Genomic DNA, 18,192 nt, shown 5'->3' with positions numbered 1-18,192 from the left:
GGGGAGGAGTGGGCCGCGCAACAGGGCTGAGGGGCCCGGGCGAGGAGAGACCAGGACGGTCGGCGTGGGGCCGTAGGGTTGGGGACACCATGGAAAGCCCCTTCACCCTCCCCGGACTCGAGCACCTGCAGACCTCCCGGGCCGGCCGCGAGCGGTCCTCCGGGCCCTCCGCCGCTGGGGCCGGTACGGGGGCCCCGGCCCGCCGTGGTCCGTCGCGTGAGGCGTTGCTCGAGGGACTCAACGACCCGCAGCGCGCGGCCGTCGTCCACCAGGGGACGCCGCTGCTGGTGGTCGCTGGCGCCGGCTCCGGCAAGACCCGGGTGCTCACCCGCCGGATCGCCTGGCTGGTGGCCGAGCGCGGTGCCCACCCCGGCTCGATCCTCGCGATCACCTTCACCAACAAGGCCGCGGCCGAGATGAAGGAGCGCGTGGAGGAGCTGGTGGGCAAGCGGGCGCGGTTGATGTGGGTCTCCACCTTCCACTCGGCCTGCGTGCGCATCCTGCGCAAGGAGGCCGACAAGCTGGGCTACAAGTCCAGCTTCTCGATCTACGACAGCGCCGACTCCAAGCGGCTGATGGGCCTCGTGCTGAAGGACCTCGAGCTCGACCCGAAGAAGTACCAGCCCAAGGCCGTGCTCAACTGGATCTCCGACCGCAAGAACGAGCTCGTCGACGTCGACACCGCGGCCAAGGACGCCAAGAACGCCTTCGAGGAGGCGTACGTGTCGGCCTACCGCGCCTACCAGCGGCGCCTGGCCGAGGCCAACGCCATGGACTTCGACGACCTGATCATGTCGACCGTCCACCTCTTCATGGCCTTCCCGGACGTCCGCGAGACCTACCGCCGTCGCTTCCGCCACGTGCTCGTCGACGAGTACCAGGACACCAACCACGCGCAGTACGCGTTGATCCACCAGCTCTGCGCCGACGCCCCCGAGGCTGGCGCCACCGACGGGCGCGCCGAGCGCGTCCCCCCGGCCGAGCTGATGGTGGTCGGTGACGCCGACCAGTCGATCTACGCCTTCCGCGGCGCCAACATCCGCAACATCCTCGACTTCGAGAAGGACTTTGCCGACGCCACCTCGATCCTGCTGGAGCAGAACTACCGCTCCACGCAGACGATCCTGGCCACCGCCAACCAGGTCATCTCCCACAACAAGGGCCGCAAGCCCAAGCGACTGTGGACCGACTCCGGTGACGGCGAGAAGATCGTCGGGTGGGTGGCCGACGACGAGCACGCCGAGGCGCGCTTCGTCTCGGACGAGATCGACCGGTTGGTCGACGCCGGCCACCGCCCGGGCGACATGGCGGTCTTCTACCGCACCAACGCCCAGTCGCGGGTCTTCGAGGAGATCTTCATGCGCACCGGCCAGCCCTACAAGGTCGTGGGCGGCGTCCGGTTCTACGAGCGCAAGGAGGTCCGTGACGCGCTGGCCTACCTGCGCGTGCTGGTCAACCCGGCCGACGAGATCTCGCTGCGGCGCATCCTCAACACCCCCAAGCGCGGGATCGGCGACCGGGCCGAGGCGTGCGTCGCGGCCTACGCCGAGCGCGAGCGGATCACGTTCTTCGAGGCACTCACCCAGGCCGACCAGGCGCCCGGCATCGCGACCCGGTCGTTGAAGAACATCCAGGGCTTCGTGGAGGTGATGACCGAGGTCCAGCAGATGGTGGAGGCCGACGAGCGCCCCGACGTCGTGCTGGAGTCGATCCTCGACCGGTCCGGCTACCTGGCCGAGCTCGAGGCCTCCGACGACCCGCAGGACGGGACGCGCGTGGAGAACCTCGCCGAGCTCGTGGCGGTGGCCCGGGAGTTCTCCGAGGACCCGCAGGCCGGTCCCTCGGCCGACCCTGCCGACGTCGAGGCGGGCACGGTCGCCCCCGGTCTCGCGGACTTCCTGGAGCGGGTCGCCCTGGTGGCCGACAGCGACCAGATCCCCGACGACGACGGCGACGCGGGCGTGGTGACCCTGATGACCCTGCACACGGCCAAGGGGCTGGAGTTCCCCGTCGTCTTCCTCACCGGCCTCGAGGACGGGATCTTCCCGCACCAGCGCGCCCTCGGAGACCCCACCGAGCTGGAGGAGGAGCGACGCCTCGCCTACGTGGGCATCACCCGCGCCCGTGAGCGGCTGTACGTCTCCCGTGCGGTCGTCCGCTCGGCCTGGGGTGCGCCGTCGCACAATCCCGCCTCGCGCTTCATCGACGAGTTCCCCGTCGACCTCGTCGACTGGAAGCGCACCGCTGACCAGGCGCCGCGGTGGGGACGCTCCGACGCCTTCGCCAACACGAGTACGCGCACGGGTGCCCCCACGGACGCAGGTCGCCGCAACTTCTCCTCGGCGGCCGCGCGGATGGACGCCGCCTCCAAGGCCAAGTCAGCTCGTGACATCCCGTCCCTGGCGCCCGGTGACCGGGTCGTGCACGACTCCTTCGGGATGGGGACCGTCGTGGCGCTCGAAGGGATGGCCGAGAAGGCCGTCGCCTCGGTCGACTTCGGCTCGGCCGGGGTCAAGCGGCTGCTGCTGCGCTACGCGCCGCTCGAGAAGCTCTGACTTCCACCCGACGAACGCACGAGAGCCCCGGCCGGTGGCCGGGGCTCTCGTCAGTTCTGCAGGAGGTGTGACCTCAGGTCACGGCTGGAGGCCGTGGGCCAGCAGGGTGCTGTAGGGGTCGACCGGGTCGCCGCCGCCGGGACGGATCTCCAGGTGGAGGTGGGGGCCGGTGGAGTTGCCCGTGCTGCCGAGGGCGCCGATGACGTCGCCGCCCGAGACCTTGTCGCCGACGCTCACGTTGTAGGACGACTGGTGGCAGTACCAGACCTCCGTGCCGTCCTCGAGGGTGAGGATGGTGCGGTAGCCGTACGAGCCAGCGCTGCCGACCTCGGTGATGGTGCCGTTGGCGACCGCCTTGAGCGGGGTGCCGCTGGCGCCGGCGAAGTCGAGGCCCGTGTGGACCGTGGACCACAGGTGGCTGGAGAGACCGAACGTGGCCGTGAGGCGGTAGCCGCTGACCGGCATGTGCCACAGGTTGGCCTCGACGATCGCCGCCTGCTTGTTGGCCTGGGCGTGGAGGGTCTGCAGCGTCTTGCTGCGCGCGTCAGCGGCTGCTTCGGCGGCCGCGAGCAGCTTGGCCTCGGACTCCTCGACCTTGGCCTCGCGACGAGAGTCGCGACTGACCACGCCGTCTCGGTCGGCGAGGGCAGCGGAGGCCGCGCTGGTCAGGGCGTTGCTGGCGCTGACCTCGGCGGAGGTCACGCGGTCGGAGCCGTCGTTGGGGCCGAGCGCGGCGCCACCGATGGAGACGGCCAGTGCCGCGGCACCCGCGAGCACCGGGAGGGACGGGAGGCCCTTGAAGAGCGGGCCACGGCTGCCGGCACGGGTGGCCGCGCGGCGCCGGCCGGCGCCGGAGGCGCTCGGCGTGGAAGGAAGGTCGACGGAGGAGATCGCGGGAAGTCGGGCGGGCACGGCCACGTCGGCCGCGGTCGGCTCGACCGCAGGGGACTCGACGCGGGTGGTGGACTCGGTGGCCTCGACGAGAGGATCTCCGGAAACGCGAGAGACCCGGCTCGCCGCGGCGGGCGCCTTGCGGGCGCCGCCCTGGGGGGCGTTCCGGGTCAGGAGGGGCTTGCGGGCACGTTCCGCCGAGGCTGTACGGCCGGAGCCGCGTTCAGCTCGATGGTTTCCCATGTTTAGCACCTTGTGGGTCGGGGACGATGGACTGTTGCCCGGGTAAGGGCGACCGGAGCGACTGTAGTGGAACGGTTGACCCGGATGTAATCCTCAGGTCTCCGATTTTGGGACAGAGATCGACGCGTCCGCAGGTGAACTGGTCAAATCGCCCGACCCCCAAGGGTTCTCAGGCGTCAACCGGTGGTTCATCTCACGATTTAGGTATGCCGATTCGGGTATTCGGAGCGCCTGACAACGGGTGAGGCCGGTCACACGAAGGCCGCCGCGGTGTCTCAGAATCGCGCCGCGGGGCGAGCGCGGTTTAGTGTGCATAAGTTGGAACGCGCTCCCCTGGACTTCGTTCGGGGCGGCCCGCGCGCACGCGAACTTAAAGGATTGAGTGGATCGTGGACCTGATGGAGTACCAGGCGAAGGAGCTCTTCGCCAAGCATGGAGTGGCCACCACTCTCGGAAAGGTCGTCGAGACCGCCGAGGACGCCAAGGCTGCAGCCGAGGAGATCGGTGGTGTCACCGTGATCAAGGCGCAGGTCAAGGCCGGTGGCCGAGGCAAGGCCGGAGGCGTCAAGATCGCCAAGACCGCGGACGAGGCGTACGAGTACGCCAAGGCGATCCTCGGCATGGAGATCAAGGGCCTCACGGTCAACCGCGTGCTCGTCACGCCCGCCACCCCGCCGGTGGAGGAGTACTACTTCTCCTTCCTGCTCGACCGTGCCAACCGCGGCCACCTGTGCATCGCGTCCGTCGAGGGTGGTGTGGAGATCGAGGAGGTCGCCAAGACCAACCCCGAGGCCGTGCGCCAGATCCGCATCGACGCGCTCGAAGGTGTGACCCCCGAGAAGGCCGCTGCGATCGTCGACGAGGCCAAGTTCCCGGCCGAGCTGCGCGACCAGGCCATCGAGATGGTCCAGGCGCTGTGGAAGGTGTACGTCGAGGAGGACGCCACCCTCGTCGAGGTCAACCCGCTGGCTCGCCTCGAGGGCGACAAGCTGGAGGCCCTGGACGGCAAGGTGTCGCTGGACGACAACGCCTCGGAGTTCCGTCACCCCGACCACGCGGCCTTCGAGATCCGCGAGGAGGCTGACCCGCTCGAGGCGAAGGCCAAGGACAAGGGCCTCAACTACGTCAAGCTCGACGGCCAGGTCGGCATCATCGGCAACGGCGCGGGTCTGGTCATGTCGACCCTCGACGTCGTCGCCTACGCCGGCGAGGCCCACGGCGGCGTCAAGCCCGCCAACTTCCTCGACATCGGTGGCGGCGCCAACGCCCAGGTCATGGCCGACGGCCTCGACGTGATCCTCCACGACCCGCAGGTCAAGAGCGTCTTCGTCAACGTCTTCGGTGGCATCACCGCCTGTGACGAGGTCGCCAGCGGCATCGTCGGCGCGCTCGACATCCTCGGCGACGAGGCCACCAAGCCGCTGGTCGTGCGTCTCGACGGCAACAACGTCGAGGAGGGTCGTCGCATCCTCAACGAGGCGAACCACCCGCTGGTGACGCTGGTCGACACGATGGATGGCGCGGCCGACAAGGCCGCCGAGCTGGCGAACGCCTGAGACAAGGAGAACTTGAAATGACGATCTACCTGAACAAGGACTCCAAGATCATCGTCCAGGGCATCACGGGTGGGATGGGCTCCAAGCACACCGACCTGATGCTCCAGTCGGGCGCCAACATCGTCGGTGGTGTCAACGCCCGCAAGGCTGGCACCACGGTCGAGCTCAACGGTGAGACCCTCCCGGTCTTCGGCACCGTCGAGGAGGCCATGAAGGAGACCGGCGCCAACGTCTCGGTCGCCTTCGTGCCGCCGGCCTTCACCAAGGCCGCCTGCATCGAGGCCATCGACGCCGAGATGCCGCTGCTCGTCGTGATCACCGAGGGTGTGCCGGTCCAGGACTCCGCCGAGGTGTTCGCGTACCTGCAGGGCAAGAAGACCCGCATGATCGGCCCCAACTGCCCGGGCATCATCTCGCCCGGAGAGTCGCTCGCCGGCATCACCCCGCACACCATCGCGGGCAAGGGCCCCATCGGCCTGGTCTCCAAGTCGGGCACCCTGACCTACCAGATGATGTACGAGCTGCGTGACTTCGGCTTCACCACCGCCATCGGCATCGGTGGAGACCCGATCATCGGCACGACCCACATCGACGCCCTCGAGGCCTTCGAGAACGACCCGGAGACCAAGGCGATCGTGATGATCGGCGAGATCGGTGGAGACGCCGAGGAGCGCGCCGCGGCCTACATCAAGGAGCACGTGACCAAGCCGGTCGTCGGCTACGTCGCGGGCTTCACCGCCCCGGAGGGCAAGACCATGGGCCACGCCGGCGCCATCGTCTCCGGCTCCTCGGGCACCGCGCAGGCGAAGAAGGAGGCCCTCGAGGCCGCTGGCGTGAAGGTCGGCAAGACGCCGTCCGAGACCGCCGACCTGATGCGCGAGATCATGCAGAACCTCTGATCCACAGAGTACGAACGCCCCGGCCATCGGTCGGGGCGTTCTGCATTTCTGGGCGGCCAGGCCGCCCGCGCTCACTTCTTCTCGAGGCGCAGTCGCGGCAGGCGTTCCAGGGCCCGCTTGGACAGGGTGATGAACTCGTCCCGGGTGATCTGGAGCTTGCCGGCCGGCACGAAGCCGACCTGGGAGACGGTGTTGCCGTGGCGCATGATCGCCATGTAGACCTCCAGCGACCGGTTGCCCGGCAGTTCGGACTCCACGCGCCACGCCGTCAGCTCGCTCTTGCGGCCACGCTGGTTGAAGATCTGGGTGACCTCGGTGCTGACCTCGTCGGAGCAGCGGGCCATCTTCGTGCGTACGCGGTCGACGAAGCGACGCGTCTGCGCAGCGTTGCGTGCCACCCCGGCCGTCTGCGTGAGGCCGAAGGTCGGGTTCTTCTTCGCAGCCTCGGGGAAGAGGAAGGTGCGCGAGAGGTGGACGCTGATCGCCTTGCCCGTGAACTGGGTGTTGTCGCACCGCGTCGCGGCCTCGTTCTTGCTCACTTCCTTGGGGGTGGTCCCCACCCACGGCTCGCCGGCCCCCCGGATGGGCGGCATGTCCCACTCGCCCAGCATCCCCGGGACCTCGCCAGCCGCAGGGACGACCTCGCGTCGCGGCTTGGGCGGAGCGGAGCAGTCACCGGTGCCGGGCCTGCCGCACAGGGCGTTGACGGAGGCTCCCAGGACCGAGGCGGACTTGTCGGGGTTGGTCGTCCCGTCGCGCACCTCGGTCATGGTCGTGGTGACGACCTGACCGGTGCGCGCCACGCCCACCTGGGCGATGCGGGTGGCGCCGCGCCACCGGCGCAGCGTCACGATGCTGGCCTCGTCACCCACGCCGGGCAGGGCGTGCACGGCGACGAGCTGGGTCCAGGGCGTCGAGCAGGCGGTGAACCAGCCGAGCGCCGTGCGGTAGGTCTCCTCGGCCTCCTCCGTGGTCCGGGAGAGCTCGACCATCTGCACGGCGGAGGCGCCGGGCTTGCGCTTGGCCTTGGGCTTGGGCTTGCCCGAGAACGTCCGCACGTAGGCGCCGAGCCCGTCAGGGTCGGCGAAGCTGGCGTTCTGGCACGGCAGGACGAGGCCGTCGCCGGTGGTGTTGTCGTGGGTCTCGCCGGCCGACCACGTGAGCGACCGGTTGACGCGCGCCAGCTGGCCGGCCTGGAGCAGGGAGCTCTCCGACAGGGTCGGGACCTCGGCCACGGTGTCGACCTTCAGCGGTCGTCGGCTGAACCCCTGGTCGGAGAGGGCGGCGGCGTCGTCGCTGCCCTGCGCGACCACCGTGCCGCTGGCCACGACGAGCGCCGTGGTGGCGAGCACGCCGGCGATGGCGTGCGTACGACGCCGGGTCGTTCCGGCGCGGCGCACGATCGTGGAGCGGGGCCAGCGTCCTGTCGCGACGCCACGCAGGCCCTCGAGCCGGAGGCCGACCTCGTCGGTGGTGCATCCGCGGGCCCGGGCGAAGTCGGTGTCAGCACTCGCCACCAGGGTCTCGGCGGCAGAGGCGGTCACCCCGATCTCGCGGGCCAGCTGACCCATCGGCACGGGGGAGAGGTGGGTCAGCACCAGCGCCTTGCGCTGCTGGAGGGAGAGCCCGTTGAGTGCCTCGAGCGTCTCGGCGACGTCGTCGGGCAGGTTGCGCTCGCGGTGCCACGGACGGGCGGTGTGCCGGTTGCGGGCCCGACGCCACACGTGGGGGCGCAACCACCCGATCTTGTCCTCCTGCCGCTGCACCTTGTTCCAGTGGTGCCAGGCCACGGCGAAGGCGTCGCGAACAGCCGTCCGCGAGACGGCGAGGTCTCCGGTGAGTGCGTAGGCCTCGACGAGGAGTTGGTCGCGGACGTCCTTGTAGAGGGCGTCGAACTCTTCGGGCTGATCCATGACGTACACCACGGTACGCGGCACACCCGCGCCGTGCACTTCGACGTACCGGGTGGGCGGGCGGCGTGGCTGTCCGGACTGGACCGGGTCGACGCGCGATGATGGCCGGGTCATGGCTCCCGCACTTCCTCCCACCTCGACCGTCTCGACGCCCACTCCCCAGGAGCAGGAGGCGTCCACCTCCGGCCGCCCTCGTCCCGCCCTGCTGTGGGGGATCGTGCACGGGCTCCTCGCGGTCGCCGGCCCCCTGGTGCTGGCGGGCGTGCTGGGAGTCGCCTCCTGGTTCCTCAGCGACGCCGGCGCGCACGGCAGCGCCTCCGACGGCGTACGCCACGGGGCGATGGCCTGGCTGGTCGGCCACGGCTCCGGCTTCATGGTCGACGGCGTCGCCGTGACCGTCGTGCCGCTGCTCCTGACCGCCGGCCTGGCGTGGTGGGTGTGGCGCTGCGCGCTGGGCCTGGGGGAGCGGGTGTGGGCGCACGGCCCTGACGTCCACCGCCTCTCCGACGGTGAGCGCGACTGGACCGTGCCCGCGGCCCTCCTCGGCTTCGGGGTCGCCTACCTCGCCAGCCTCCTGGTCGTGGTCAACCTGGCCTCCGGGCCCACCTTCGACCCCTTGCTCGGTCGCGTCCTGCTCTGGACGCTCGTCCTCGTCCTGGGCGTCGGCGCCCCTGGCGTGGCCACCGGGTCGGGCCGCGCCGCGGGATGGGTCTCGCAGCTGCCGCCCGTGGTGCGCCACGCGGTGGTCGCCGCCCGCCGGGTGCTGGTGTGGTGGCTGGTGGTCTGCCTGGTGGTGCTGGTCGCTGCGCTCGGACTGGGCCTGGGGCAGGCCCTGGAGATGGTCGACAGCCTGGGCCTCTCCGGCGCCGAGGCGCTCCAGCTCGTCCTGCTCAACGTCGGCTTCGCCCCCAACGCCGTCCTGATGACGAGTGCGTTCCTGCTCGGACCCGGCTTCGCGGTCGGGGTCGGGACCGTCGTGTCGCCGACCGTCGTGACCTTGGGACCGCTGCCCCTGCTGCCGTTGCTCGCTGCCCTGCCCGAGGCCGGCACCCCGTCGGCCTGGTGGGGCGCCAGCGCTGTCGTGGCCGTCGCCGTCGCTGCCTGGGCCGCGTGGCGCCACCAGGGGGAGCGACCGACCCTGCGCTGGGACGAGGGCGCGCTGCGCGGCTGTGGCGCGGGCCTCGTCGCGGCGGCCCTGCTGACCCTGCTGACGGCCGTCGCCGGGGGAGCGGCCGGACCCGGTCGCCTCCGCGAGGTCGGGGCGCAGGCCGGCGAGGTCGGGCTGCACGCCGTGGTCTGGCTCGGCCTGGGCGCGTTGGCCGGAGGCCTGGCGATCACGTGGTGGCAGCGGCGTACGTCGGTGCCCCTCGAGGACGTCGTGGTCGAGGAACCGCCGACGCCGGTCGGCGAGCCGGAGTCCTAGACTCCCCGCGTGCCCACCGTTGACCACACCCCCGCTCGCCTCGTCGTCCTCGTGTCCGGATCGGGCACCAACCTGCAGGCGCTGCTCGACGCGTGCGAGGACCCTGCGTTCGGCGCGAAGGTGGTCGCCGTGGGCGCCGACCGCTTCGACGTCGAAGGACTGGCTCGGGCCGAGCGTGCCGGCATCCCCACCTTCGTCAAGCAGCTCTCCCAGCACGACTCCCGCGACGCGTGGGACCTCGCGCTGCGCCGCGCGGTCGCCGGCTTCGAGCCCGACCTGGTGGTGCTCGCCGGCTTCATGAAGCTGGTCAGCGCCGACTTCCTCGAGGCTTTCGAGCACCGGGTGGTCAACACGCACCCCGCCCTGTCGCCGTCCTTCCCGGGCGTACGCGGCCCCGCCGACGCCCTGGAGTACGGCGTCAAGGTCACCGGGTGCACGCTCTTCGTCGTCGACGCCGGCGTCGACACCGGCCAGATCATCGCGCAGAGCGTCGTCGAGGTGCTCGACGACGACACCGTCGAGTCGCTCCACGAGCGGATCAAGGTGGCCGAGCGGGCGATGCTGGTCGACGCGGTGGGACGGATGTGCCGTGAGGGGTGGAGCGTCGAGGGCAGGCGTGTCCGCATCGGCTGAGTCGACTACGCTGGGCGCACACGACTGGCGAAGGTGGGCAACCACCGGGGAGTGGCCCCAGCAGGGGAACTGACGAGCATCGACCGCCTGGGTGCTCTCTCCACGAGACAACAAACCGAGGAGAAGCAGTGTCTTCCGTGCCCACCGCCCACCAGCCCCACGCCTCCGGCGCCCATCAGCACAGCGCCGACCGACAGGTCCCGATCCGTCGGGCGCTGGTCTCGGTCTACGACAAGACCGGTCTCGAGGGCCTCGTCCGTGGCTTGCACGACGCCGGTGTCGAGCTCGTCTCCACCGGTGGCTCCGCCGCCCTGATCGAGAAGCTCGGCCTGCCCGTCACGAAGGTCGAGGAGCTCACCGGCTTCCCCGAGTGCCTCGACGGCCGCGTCAAGACCCTGCACCCCCGCGTGCACGCCGGCATCCTCGCCGACCGCCGCCTCCAGGACCACGTCGACCAGCTCGACGAGCTCGGCGTCGCTCCCTTCGACCTCGTCGTGGTCAACCTCTACCCGTTCACCCAGACGGTGGCCTCCGGCGCCACCCCGGACGAGTGCGTCGAGCAGATCGACATCGGCGGCCCCTCGATGGTGCGTGCCGCCGCCAAGAACCACCCCTCGGTCGCCGTCGTCACCGACGTGACCGCCTACGACGCCGTGCTGGCCGCCGTGGCCGCCGGTGGCTTCACCTACGCGGAGCGCAAGAAGCTCGCCGCCGCGGCCTTCGTCCACACCGCCTCCTACGACGTCGCGGTCGCGAGCTGGATGGGGTCGGTGCTCACCGACTCCTCGGTCGACGAGGAGGGCACCTCGACCGGCTTCCCGGCGTGGATCGGCGCCACCTACGAGAAGTCCACCGTGCTCCGCTACGGCGAGAACCCGCACCAGAAGGCGGCGCTCTACGTCAACGGCTCCGGTGCGACCGGTCTCGCGCAGGCGGAGCAGCTGCACGGCAAGGAGATGTCCTACAACAACTACGTGGACACCGATGCCGCGCGCCGAGCGGCAGGCGACTTCGCAGAGCCTGCCGTCGCGATCATCAAGCACGCCAACCCGTGCGGCGTGGCCGTCGGCTCCGACATCGCCCAGGCGCACCGCCGGGCCCACGAGTGCGACCCGGTCTCCGCCTTCGGTGGCGTGATCGCCTCCAACCGCCCCGTCTCGGTCGAGATGGCCGAGCAGGTCGCCGAGGTCTTCACCGAGGTCATCGTGGCTCCGGGCTACGAGGACGGTGCCGTGGAGATCCTCGCCCGCAAGAAGAACATCCGCATCCTCGTGGCTCCGGTCGACGGTGGTGCCCCGGTCGAGACCCGTCCGATCTCGGGCGGCCTGCTGGTGCAGACGGTCGACCACGTCGACGCAGTGGTCGAGGGTGGCGGCGACGACCCGACCAGCTGGACCCTGGCGACGGGCGAGGCAGCCGACGAGGCGACCCTGGCCGACCTCGCGTTCGCCTGGAAGGCCTGCCGCTCGGCCAAGTCCAACGCGATCCTGCTGGCCAAGGACGGCGGCTCGGTCGGCATCGGCATGGGCCAGGTCAACCGCGTCGACTCCTGCCGCCTCGCCGTCGAGCGCGCCAACACGCTCGTCGAGGGCCAGGAGCGCGCTCGCGGTGCCGTCGCAGCCTCCGACGCCTTCTTCCCCTTCGAGGACGGCCCGCAGATCCTCATCGAGGCCGGCGTCAAGGCGATCGTCCAGCCCGGTGGCTCGGTGCGTGACGCGCTGACCATCGAGGCCTGCCAGGCGGCCGGCGTGACGATGTACTTCACCGGCACCCGCCACTTCTTCCACTGATCCGCGAGAGGGACCACACGCGAATGACTGCACGCAAGCTCGACGGCTCCGCCACCGCTGCGGCGATCAAGGAGGAGCTCCGGGGCCGGGTCGCCGCGCTCGCGGAGCAGGGCATCACCCCCGGTCTCGGCACGATCCTGGTCGGCGACGACCCCGGGTCGCGCTGGTACGTCGGTGGCAAGCACAAGGACTGCGCCGAGGTGGGCATCGCCTCGATCCGCATCGACCTCCCCGAGACCGCCTCCCAGGAGGAGATCGAGGACGCCGTCCGCCAGCTCAACGACGACCCGGCCTGCACCGGCTACATCGTCCAGCTCCCGTTGCCGCGGGGCCGCGACGAGAACAGGGTCCTCGGGTTGATCGACCCGGCCAAGGACGCCGACGGCCTGCACCCCACCAACCTCGGGTGGCTGGTGCTCGGGACCGAGGCGCCCCTGCCGTGCACGCCGTTCGGCATCGTCGAGCTGCTGCGTCGCCACGACGTGCAGATCAACGGCGCCGAGGTGGTCGTCGTCGGACGCGGTGTGACGGTCGGCCGCCCTCTGGGTCTGCTGCTGACCCGTCGCTCGGAGAACGCCACCGTGACGCTGTGCCACACCGGCACCGTCGACCTGGCCTCGCACGTGCGCCAGGCCGACATCGTGGTGGCGGCCGCAGGCGTCCCCGGGATCATCACCGCCGACATGGTGAAGCCCGGTGCGGCCCTGCTCGACGTGGGCGTCTCCCGCGTCGACGGCAAGATCGCCGGCGACCTCGCCCCCGACGTCTGGGACGTCGCCGGGTGGGTCTCGCCCAACCCCGGTGGCGTGGGGCCGATGACCCGCGCGATGCTGCTCGCCAACGTCGTCACGATCGCCGAGGCCCAGGCGGCCCGGCGCGACGCGAAGGCCTGAGGGTGACGGTGGAGGACGGCGTGGTCCCTCAGGGGGAGCGACCCCCTGAGCCCCCCTACGAGGTCGAGGACGGGCCGGTCGAGCGCCGCTACCCCTCGACAATCGGCGGCGCCCTCTACCTGGCCATGCTCGCCGTGGTCCTCGTCGGCATCCTCGTGGTGGTCTTCGGGTCGTGGCGCGTCGGCATCCGCATCTTCGCGGGCGCCCTGGTCGCCGGTGCCGCCCTGCGGCTGGCGCTCAAGGAGCAGGACGCCGGGATGCTGGCCGTACGCTCCAAGCCGGTCGACGTGGGTCTCTACCTGGTGGTCGCGGCATCGCTCGCCACGCTGGCCAGCGTGATCCCGGACCAACCCGTCTGAACGCGCTCGACTGACAGGTCAGCGCTGGGCGGTGCTCGCCCCAGCGCTGACCTGGTCAGGGCTCAGATGAGGCCCAGCTCCGTGACGGCCTTGCGCTCGTCGGCGAGCTCGGCGACCGTGGCGTCGATCTTGCCGCGCGAGAAGTCACTGACCTCAAGGCCCTCGACGATCGTCCAGTCGCCACCCGAGGTGGTGACGGGGAACGAGGAGATCAGGCCCTCGGCCACGCCGTACTCGCCGCTGGACTTCACGGCCATCGAGACCCAGTCGCCCTCGGGGGTGCCGAAGAGCCAGTCACGGGCGGCGTCGATGGTCGCCGAGGCGGCGGAGGCGGCCGAGGAGGAGCCCCGCGCCTCGATGATGGCTGCGCCACGCTTGGCGACGGTCGGGATGAAGGTCGACTCGAGCCACTCCTGGTCGTTGACCAGCTCGGCGGCGTTCTGCCCCTTGACCTGGGCGTTGAACAGGTCGGGGTACTGGGTGGCCGAGTGGTTGCCCCAGATGGTCATGTGGGTGATGTCGGTGACGGCGGCGCCGGTCTTGGCGGCGAGCTGGGAGATCGCCCGGTTGTGGTCCAGGCGGGTCAGTGCCGAGAAGCGCTCGTCAGGGATGTCGGGCGCGTTGGTCATGGCGATGAGGGCGTTGGTGTTGGCAGGGTTGCCGGTCACCCCGATGCGCACGTCGTCGGCCGCCACCTTGTTGAGGGCCTTGCCCTGAGCCGTGAAGATCGCGCCGTTGGCCGAGAGCAGGTCACTGCGCTCCATGCCCGGACCGCGCGGCCGTGCGCCGACCAGCAGCGCGAGGTTGACGCCGTCGAAGATCTTCTCGGGGTCCGAACCGATCTCGACACCGGCCAGGTTCGGGAAGGCGCAGTCGTCGAGCTCCATGACGACACCTTCGAGGGCCTTCAGCGCGGGCTCGATCTCCAGGAGCTGGAGCTGGATCTGGCGATCCGCGGCGAGGGCGCCGGACGCAAGACGGAAGAGCAGGCTGTAGCCGATCTGACCGGCGGCACCGGTCACGGCCACCTTGAGTGGGGCAGAGGTTGACACAAGGGCTCCTCAAAGATGGGTGAACAAAGCGAGTTCGCACCGACTCTAGCCATCTGGAGGCCTCGGGCGCCTCCTCTTGAGGCGCTGGCATGCTGGAGCCATGGAGTCTGCTCGTGCCCCCCGCCACGACGTCGACCCCACACGTCCGTCCCTGCGCCGACGGGGCGGCGTACGTCGCACGCTGCTCTGGGTGCTCGCGCTGGCGCTGCTGGTGGCTGTCGTGGTCGCGGTCGAGATCGGCTCCCCGCGCCGCATCGCGCCCACCGGCGTCGACGAGATCACCGGCCCGCCGACCGAGTTCGTGGCCGAGGTCGACCATCCGTGGCTCCCGCTGGCGCCCGGCGCGAGCTGGGCGTACGCCGGTGAGGTCGACGGGGAGGCAGCGACCGTGAGGGTCACGGTGCTGGGCGACCCGGTCGACGTCGACGGCATCGGGGCGACCGCCGTGCGCACCGTCGTGGAGCGCGAGGGTGAGGCCTCGACCGTGGAGCACTGGGTCGCCCAGGACGTGGTCGGCAACCTCTGGCTGCTGGGGCGTGAAGGACTCTGGGACGTCTCCGACGGCACGCCCGCCGGACTGGTCCTGGCCGCGGCTCCCCGCCGCGGCGACGCCCACCTCGTGCAGCCCCTCGCCGGTGAAGAGCGCTGGGTGGTCGAGGTGGGGGAGTCGGTCGACGACGTCGCCGTGCCGGCCGGACGCTACGACGACGGGGTGCGGCTCCTGCTGCGCAACGGGGCCAGCCGTGGGGAGGAGCGCGTCACCGAGGTCACGGTGGTCCGGGATGTGGGTGTGGTCCGCGCGGTCGGACCGGACGTCCGCCTCGAGCTGGAGGAGTGGCAGCCGGGGCGGTGAGCCTCACTGGTCGCGGTCCTCGACCTCGTAGACCTCGACCACCTCGTCGACCTCCTCTGGCTCGTCGGCCTCGTCCAGCGGCTCCCTGCCGAAGAGCAGGGCGTAGGTGACGCCGGCGATCGCGGCCCCCAGGAGCGGGGCGCAGACGAACAGCCAGAGCTGTTCGATCGCGTCGACCCCGACGAAGAGCGCCGGGCCGATCGAGCGCGCCGGGTTGACCGAGGTGCCCGTGGCGCCCATGGAGGCGAAGTGGATGATGGTCAGGGCCATGCCGATGGCCGTGGGGGCGAAGAGGCCGGTGGCTCGGGCGCGGCGGTCGGTGACCGCGAGGATGACCCACAGGAACATCAGCGTCATGAGGGTCTCGAGCACGAAGGCCTGGCCGACCTCGTAGCCGTTGACCGACTGGTCGCCGTAGCCGTTCTGGCCGAGGCCGCCCCTGGCCACGTCGTAGCCCGGGAAGCCCTGCATCAGGAAGTAGAGCGTCGCGCCCGCGAGGATTCCTCCGAGGAGCTGCGAGGCCCAGTAGATCGGCACCTGCGGCCAGGGCAGGCGTCCGCCGACGGCGGCGCCGAAGGAGACCGCCGGGTTGAAGTGGCCACCGGAGATGTGGGACATCGCGGCGGCCATGACCATCACGACCAGGCCGAAGGAGAAACCGGTCGCGACGTAGTTGCCGCCGCTCATGAGGGCAGCGCCGACACCGAACAGGACCAGGGCGAAGGTGCCGATGAACTCGGCCGCAATCTTGTGCCCGGTCGTGGGCTGTGCGTTGATGGAGCCAGTCTGGGATTTGCTCGCCATGTTTCACCTTCCCACGGTGACGGGCGAGGGGCCAGACCCATTTCCGGTCAGGTATCTTGATATCAAGCAATCCGTCTGGACCCATCCGACAAGGAGTCGCTGGCACCATGGCCAAGATCATCTACACCCACACCGACGAGGCGCCGCTGCTCGCGACGTACTCCTTCCTCCCCATCGTCTCGGCGTACGCCGCCAAGGCCGGGGTCGAGGTCGAGACCCGCGACATCTCCGTGGCCGCCCGCATCCTGGCGCAGTTCGGTCTGGCTGACGACGCGCTCGCCGAGCTCGGCGAGCTGGCCACCACCCCTGAGGCCAACATCATCAAGCTGCCGAACATCTCGGCCTCGATCCCGCAGCTCAAGGCGGCCATCGCCGAGCTCCAGGCGCAGGGCTTCGACATCCCGGACTACCCGGAGAACGCCGACACCCCCGAGGCCGCCGAGATCCGCGCGAAGTACGACAAGATCAAGGGCTCCGCGGTCAACCCGGTCCTGCGCGAGGGCAACTCCGACCGCCGCGCCCCCGCCTCGGTCAAGAACTACGCCAAGGCCCACCCGCACCGCATGGGCGCCTGGAAGTCGGACTCGAAGACCAACGTCGCGACCATGGGCGAGCACGACTTCAAGGCCAACGAGAAGTCCGTGACGCTGCCCGCCGACGACACCCTCCAGATCGTCCACACCTCCGAGGGCGGCGAGAAGAAGGTCCTCAAGGAGGGCCTGAAGGTCCTCGAGGGCGAGGTCATCGACGCCTCCGTGCTCGAGGTCGCCGCGCTCAACGTCTTCCTGCGCAACGCCATCGCCAAGGCCAAGGCCGAGGGCGTGCTGTTCTCCGCGCACCTCAAGGCCACGATGATGAAGGTCTCCGACCCGATCATCTTCGGCCACGTCGTGAAGGCCTACTTCGCCGACGTCTTCGAGAAGTACGGCGACGACCTCGCCGCGGCCGGCCTGTCGGCCAACGACGGCCTCGGCACGATCCTCCCGGGCCTCGACAAGCTGCCCAACGGCGCCGAGATCAAGGCGGCCTTCGAGAAGGCGCTGGCCGAGGGCCCCGCCCTGGCGATGGTCGACTCCGACAAGGGCATCACCAACCTGCACGTGCCCTCCGACGTCATCATCGACGCCTCCATGCCCGCGATGATCCGCAGCGGCGGCATCATGTGGAACTCCGAGGGCAAGGAGCAGGACACCCTCGCGGTCATCCCCGACTCCTCCTACGCCGGCGTCTACCAGGTCGTCATCGACGACTGCCGTCGCAACGGTGCGCTCGACCCCTCGACCATGGGCACCGTCCCCAACGTGGGCCTGATGGCGAAGGCGGCCGAGGAGTACGGCTCGCACGACAAGACCTTCGAGATCCCCACGGCCGGCACGGTCGAGGTCATCAACTCCGCCGGTGAGGTGCTGCTCTCCCACGACGTCGCCGCCGGCGACATCTGGCGCGCCTGCCAGACCAAGGACGCCTCGATCCGTGACTGGGTCAAGCTCGCCGTCACGCGTGCCCGTGCCTCCGCCACCCCGGCCGTCTTCTGGCTGGACGAGGCGCGTGCGCACGACGCCCAGCTGATCGCCAAGGTCACCACCTACCTGGCCGACCACGACACCGACGGCCTCGAGATCAAGATCCTCTCCCCGGAGCTCGCCACCGCCTACACGATGGAGCGCCTGCGCAAGGGCGAGGACACCATCTCGGTGACCGGCAACGTGCTGCGTGACTACAACACCGACCTCTTCCCGATCCTCGAGCTCGGTACGTCGGCCAAGATGCTCTCCGTCGTCCCGCTGATGAACGGTGGTGGCCTCTTCGAGACCGGCGCCGGTGGGTCGGCCCCCAAGCACGTGCAGCAGCTCGTCGCCGAGAACTACCTGCGTTGGGACTCGCTCGGTGAGTTCTTCGCCCTGGTGCCCTCGTTCGAGCTCTACGCCGAGCAGTCCGGCAAGGACGGCGCCAAGGTGCTGGCCGCGACCCTCGACAAGGCGACCGAGGCGTTCCTCAACAACGACCGCTCCCCGGGTCGCAAGCTCGGCACGATCGACAACCGCGGCTCGCACTTCTACCTGGCGCTCTACTGGGCCCAGGAGCTGGCGAACCAGACCGACGACGCCGAGCTGGCCGCGGCCTTCAAGCCCCTTGCCGAGAAGCTCGCCGCCGAGGAGGAGACGATCGTCGCCGAGCTCCTGGCGGTCCAGGGCAAGCCCGCCGACATCGGTGGCTACTTCCGCCCGGACGCCGAGAAGACCGAGAAGGTCATGCGCCCGTCGGAGACGTTCAACTCCGCACTGGCGACTCTGTGACATGAGGCCGTGACCACCGCAGGGTGATCAC

The 18,192-nt window shown here is 70.3% G+C and carries 14 protein-coding genes and 1 riboswitch; of the genes, 10 read left to right on the top strand and 4 right to left on the bottom strand.

Features of this window, described 5'->3' with window-relative positions; all coding sequences use genetic code 11:
* Nucleotides 1–89: 89 nt before the first annotated feature.
* A complete protein-coding gene (pcrA, locus tag FCL41_RS12975) occupies nt 90–2,555 on the top strand; it encodes a DNA helicase PcrA (RefSeq protein ID WP_137065231.1) in 2,466 nt (821 codons plus the stop codon).
* A gap of 78 nt (nt 2,556–2,633) precedes the next feature.
* On the opposite strand, the gene FCL41_RS12970 is transcribed toward pcrA, so the two are convergent.
* The gene (locus FCL41_RS12970; RefSeq protein WP_137065232.1) at nt 2,634–3,689 is read right to left on the bottom strand and encodes a M23 family metallopeptidase; all 1,056 of its coding nucleotides are present in this window, start codon (nt 3,687–3,689) and stop codon (nt 2,634–2,636) included.
* 389 nt (nt 3,690–4,078) lie between these two features.
* On the opposite strand from FCL41_RS12970, the gene sucC reads away from it, so the two are divergent.
* Together sucC and sucD are read left to right on the top strand one after the other, a co-directional pair.
* The gene (gene sucC / locus FCL41_RS12965; protein WP_137065233.1) at nt 4,079–5,245 is read left to right on the top strand and encodes an ADP-forming succinate--CoA ligase subunit beta; all 1,167 of its coding nucleotides are present in this window, start codon (nt 4,079–4,081) and stop codon (nt 5,243–5,245) included.
* Nucleotides 5,246–5,262: 17 nt separating this feature from the next.
* On the top strand, nt 5,263–6,144 hold the full coding sequence (gene sucD / locus FCL41_RS12960) for a succinate--CoA ligase subunit alpha (RefSeq protein WP_137065234.1): 882 nt from the start codon (nt 5,263–5,265) through the stop codon (nt 6,142–6,144).
* A 71-nt stretch (nt 6,145–6,215) separates the two neighbouring features.
* Here sucD and FCL41_RS12955 read toward each other — a convergent pair whose 3' ends face one another.
* Nucleotides 6,216–8,057: a SigE family RNA polymerase sigma factor gene (locus tag FCL41_RS12955; protein ID WP_137065235.1), complete on the bottom strand. Its 1,842-nt coding sequence runs from the start codon at nt 8,055–8,057 to the stop codon at nt 6,216–6,218.
* A 112-nt stretch (nt 8,058–8,169) separates the two neighbouring features.
* Here FCL41_RS12955 and FCL41_RS12950 point away from each other — a divergent pair, with 112 nt between their 5' ends.
* The 5 genes from FCL41_RS12950 (at nt 8,170) to FCL41_RS12930 (ending at nt 13,155) form a co-directional block, all read left to right on the top strand.
* Nucleotides 8,170–9,480, top strand: coding sequence for a cell division protein PerM (locus tag FCL41_RS12950; RefSeq protein WP_137065236.1), 1,311 nt, complete (start codon nt 8,170–8,172; stop codon nt 9,478–9,480).
* 9 nt (nt 9,481–9,489) lie between these two features.
* Entirely contained in the window at nt 9,490–10,113 is a 624-nt protein-coding gene (purN, locus tag FCL41_RS12945; protein ID WP_137065237.1) for a phosphoribosylglycinamide formyltransferase, read from the top strand.
* Nucleotides 10,114–10,123: 10 nt separating this feature from the next.
* Nucleotides 10,124–10,213: riboswitch (ZMP/ZTP riboswitch) on the top strand.
* Between the two features lie 37 nt (nt 10,214–10,250).
* Complete coding sequence (purH, locus tag FCL41_RS12940) at nt 10,251–11,903, top strand: bifunctional phosphoribosylaminoimidazolecarboxamide formyltransferase/IMP cyclohydrolase (protein WP_170970213.1); 1,653 nt, start codon at nt 10,251–10,253, stop codon at nt 11,901–11,903.
* Between the two features lie 23 nt (nt 11,904–11,926).
* Entirely contained in the window at nt 11,927–12,796 is an 870-nt protein-coding gene (locus tag FCL41_RS12935; protein ID WP_137065238.1) for a bifunctional methylenetetrahydrofolate dehydrogenase/methenyltetrahydrofolate cyclohydrolase, read from the top strand.
* Between the two features lie 20 nt (nt 12,797–12,816).
* Entirely contained in the window at nt 12,817–13,155 is a 339-nt protein-coding gene (locus tag FCL41_RS12930; protein ID WP_137065239.1) for a DUF3017 domain-containing protein, read from the top strand.
* 62 nt (nt 13,156–13,217) lie between these two features.
* Here FCL41_RS12930 and FCL41_RS12925 read toward each other — a convergent pair whose 3' ends face one another.
* Nucleotides 13,218–14,207: a malate dehydrogenase gene (locus tag FCL41_RS12925; protein WP_137065240.1), complete on the bottom strand. Its 990-nt coding sequence runs from the start codon at nt 14,205–14,207 to the stop codon at nt 13,218–13,220.
* Between the two features lie 100 nt (nt 14,208–14,307).
* Here FCL41_RS12925 and FCL41_RS17140 point away from each other — a divergent pair, with 100 nt between their 5' ends.
* A complete protein-coding gene (locus FCL41_RS17140) occupies nt 14,308–15,060 on the top strand; it encodes a hypothetical protein (protein ID WP_170970199.1) in 753 nt (250 codons plus the stop codon).
* Between the two features lie 3 nt (nt 15,061–15,063).
* On the opposite strand, the gene FCL41_RS12910 is transcribed toward FCL41_RS17140, so the two are convergent.
* Nucleotides 15,064–15,864 (bottom strand): MIP family channel protein, encoded by an 801-nt coding sequence (locus tag FCL41_RS12910; RefSeq protein ID WP_137065242.1) that lies wholly within the window; start codon nt 15,862–15,864, stop codon nt 15,064–15,066.
* 107 nt (nt 15,865–15,971) lie between these two features.
* On the opposite strand from FCL41_RS12910, the gene FCL41_RS12905 reads away from it, so the two are divergent.
* A complete protein-coding gene (locus FCL41_RS12905; protein WP_137065243.1) occupies nt 15,972–18,161 on the top strand; it encodes an NADP-dependent isocitrate dehydrogenase in 2,190 nt (729 codons plus the stop codon).
* The last annotated feature ends 31 nt before the right edge of the window (nt 18,162–18,192 follow it).

The organism is Nocardioides jishulii (assembly GCF_006007965.1).
In the GTDB taxonomy this organism is placed as follows: domain Bacteria; phylum Actinomycetota; class Actinomycetes; order Propionibacteriales; family Nocardioidaceae; genus Nocardioides; species Nocardioides jishulii.
This window is presented reverse-complemented; position numbering and strand designations above follow the sequence as displayed.

Bases quoted from the DNA above. Each gene is read 5' to 3' on its own strand.
- pcrA (WP_137065231.1), top strand. From the start codon at position 90: ATGGAAAGCCCCTTCACCCTCCCCGGACTCGAGCACCTGCAGACCTCC.
- FCL41_RS12970 (WP_137065232.1), bottom strand. From the start codon at position 3,689: ATGGGAAACCATCGAGCTGAACGCGGCTCCGGCCGTACAGCCTCGGCG.
- sucD (WP_137065234.1), top strand. From the start codon at position 5,263: ATGACGATCTACCTGAACAAGGACTCCAAGATCATCGTCCAGGGCATC.
- FCL41_RS12955 (WP_137065235.1), bottom strand. From the start codon at position 8,057: ATGGATCAGCCCGAAGAGTTCGACGCCCTCTACAAGGACGTCCGCGAC.
- FCL41_RS12950 (WP_137065236.1), top strand. From the start codon at position 8,170: ATGGCTCCCGCACTTCCTCCCACCTCGACCGTCTCGACGCCCACTCCC.
- FCL41_RS12935 (WP_137065238.1), top strand. From the start codon at position 11,927: ATGACTGCACGCAAGCTCGACGGCTCCGCCACCGCTGCGGCGATCAAG.
- FCL41_RS17140 (WP_170970199.1), top strand. From the start codon at position 14,308: ATGGAGTCTGCTCGTGCCCCCCGCCACGACGTCGACCCCACACGTCCG.
- FCL41_RS12910 (WP_137065242.1), bottom strand. From the start codon at position 15,864: ATGGCGAGCAAATCCCAGACTGGCTCCATCAACGCACAGCCCACGACC.
- FCL41_RS12905 (WP_137065243.1), top strand. From the start codon at position 15,972: ATGGCCAAGATCATCTACACCCACACCGACGAGGCGCCGCTGCTCGCG.